The sequence below is a fragment of the Bartonella sp. CL162QHHD genome, from assembly GCF_042195435.1.
Classification (GTDB): Bacteria; Pseudomonadota; Alphaproteobacteria; order Rhizobiales; family Rhizobiaceae; genus Bartonella.
This window is the reverse complement of sequence record NZ_JBHIOG010000071.1, coordinates 1-1,265: the sequence shown is the minus strand read 5'-3', so window position 1 is coordinate 1,265 and position 1,265 is coordinate 1. Positions and strand designations below refer to the sequence as shown.

The window sequence follows — 1,265 nt, the reverse complement described above, 5'->3', positions numbered from 1 at the left end:
GATTGTTTATCAGCATCTTCAGTTTAATCAGGCGCGTGATATTGATAATCTTGATGTTGATTTAGGAAAATTTCATCAATGGGTGGGGCGTGTTGGTGGGCGTTTAAGCAAGACACTTAATGTTTCTGAAGAGGGACGTGTCGTTTCTTTTTATAGTAAGCTTTCTTATTTGCATAGTTTTGAAGATAAGCAATTTGTTTCTTTTAAAAACGATTTCCAATTAGGTTTTTTTGGTTCTTTTTTGGAAGCAGGTCTTGGGTTTAATGCTCGTCTTTCTTCAAAACTTTTTCTTCATGGAGATGTAACTTATCAGCATAAATTTAAGAAAGCTGGTTTTTCTGGAGCCAGTTTCTCTGCTGGATTGCGCCATCTTTTTTGAAGAGATATAATGTGCATTTTTATATGAAAGGCAGAAGATTTTTCTGCCTTTTAATGTATTGAAATTTATTTTTCCTCATCAATATGGTTATTTTTTTGATATAAAAGATTACAATAGATGCTTTCTTCTATGCGATGAGGAATTTTCCTAAAATTTTGATATTAAGATATGGGGGCAGATTTCATTGTGAATGTGAGAAGCTTGAATGCTAAATTCTTGTGGTATAATCTTTTAAAAGAGACGATATTGATGGTTGTTTTTGTCCATTTCTTTATTAAATTTTATAGATCATAAGTTTAGTCTTTACGAGATTTATGCATTTTTTTGAATTTTGTTTTAGAACTTTATTTACGTTTATATCATTTCATACGCATATTATTTGTTTCCTTTTTTAGGATGTTTACTTAAGAATTTTGGAGAAATACTTGTTTTTAGAACAAACAGAGGGAGTTTGAGGTCAAATTATAATAAAAGTAAAGTATGCTTTATCGTATTGTTACGGTTGTTGTTTTGTAAATGATAGGTGGCAGAGAAATTTTGATTGGATACAGGATATTATTTTTATTGCGGTTATGCGCGGATATCATCATTCTTTTTTCAGCATTTAATATTTGCGCAGATTTTAGCACTCGAGAATGTTCATAAGAAGCAATACACCTTTTTTCAAAAGTCCTTTTTTACATGCCAGCTTCGTTTGTGATGAACAAGGGGTTAATTGATTAAATATAAACAGGTTTGAATGAAAGAAATTTATAATATTCAGTTTTTTATTGAATATGTAGAATGATGAGTGAGTATTCTAAATCATTGATGAAATTTTCCTAAATCAACATCAAGATTATCAATATCACGCGCCTGATTAAACTGAAGATGCTGATAAACAATC

The 1,265-nt window shown here is 30.3% G+C and carries 1 protein-coding gene; it reads left to right on the top strand.

From position 1 onward, the window contains the following. Positions 1-379: autotransporter outer membrane beta-barrel domain-containing protein (locus ACFILD_RS08095; RefSeq protein WP_375658281.1), on the top strand; the 379-nt coding region annotated here is incomplete at its 5' end. Between the last annotated feature and the right edge of the window lie 886 nt (positions 380-1,265).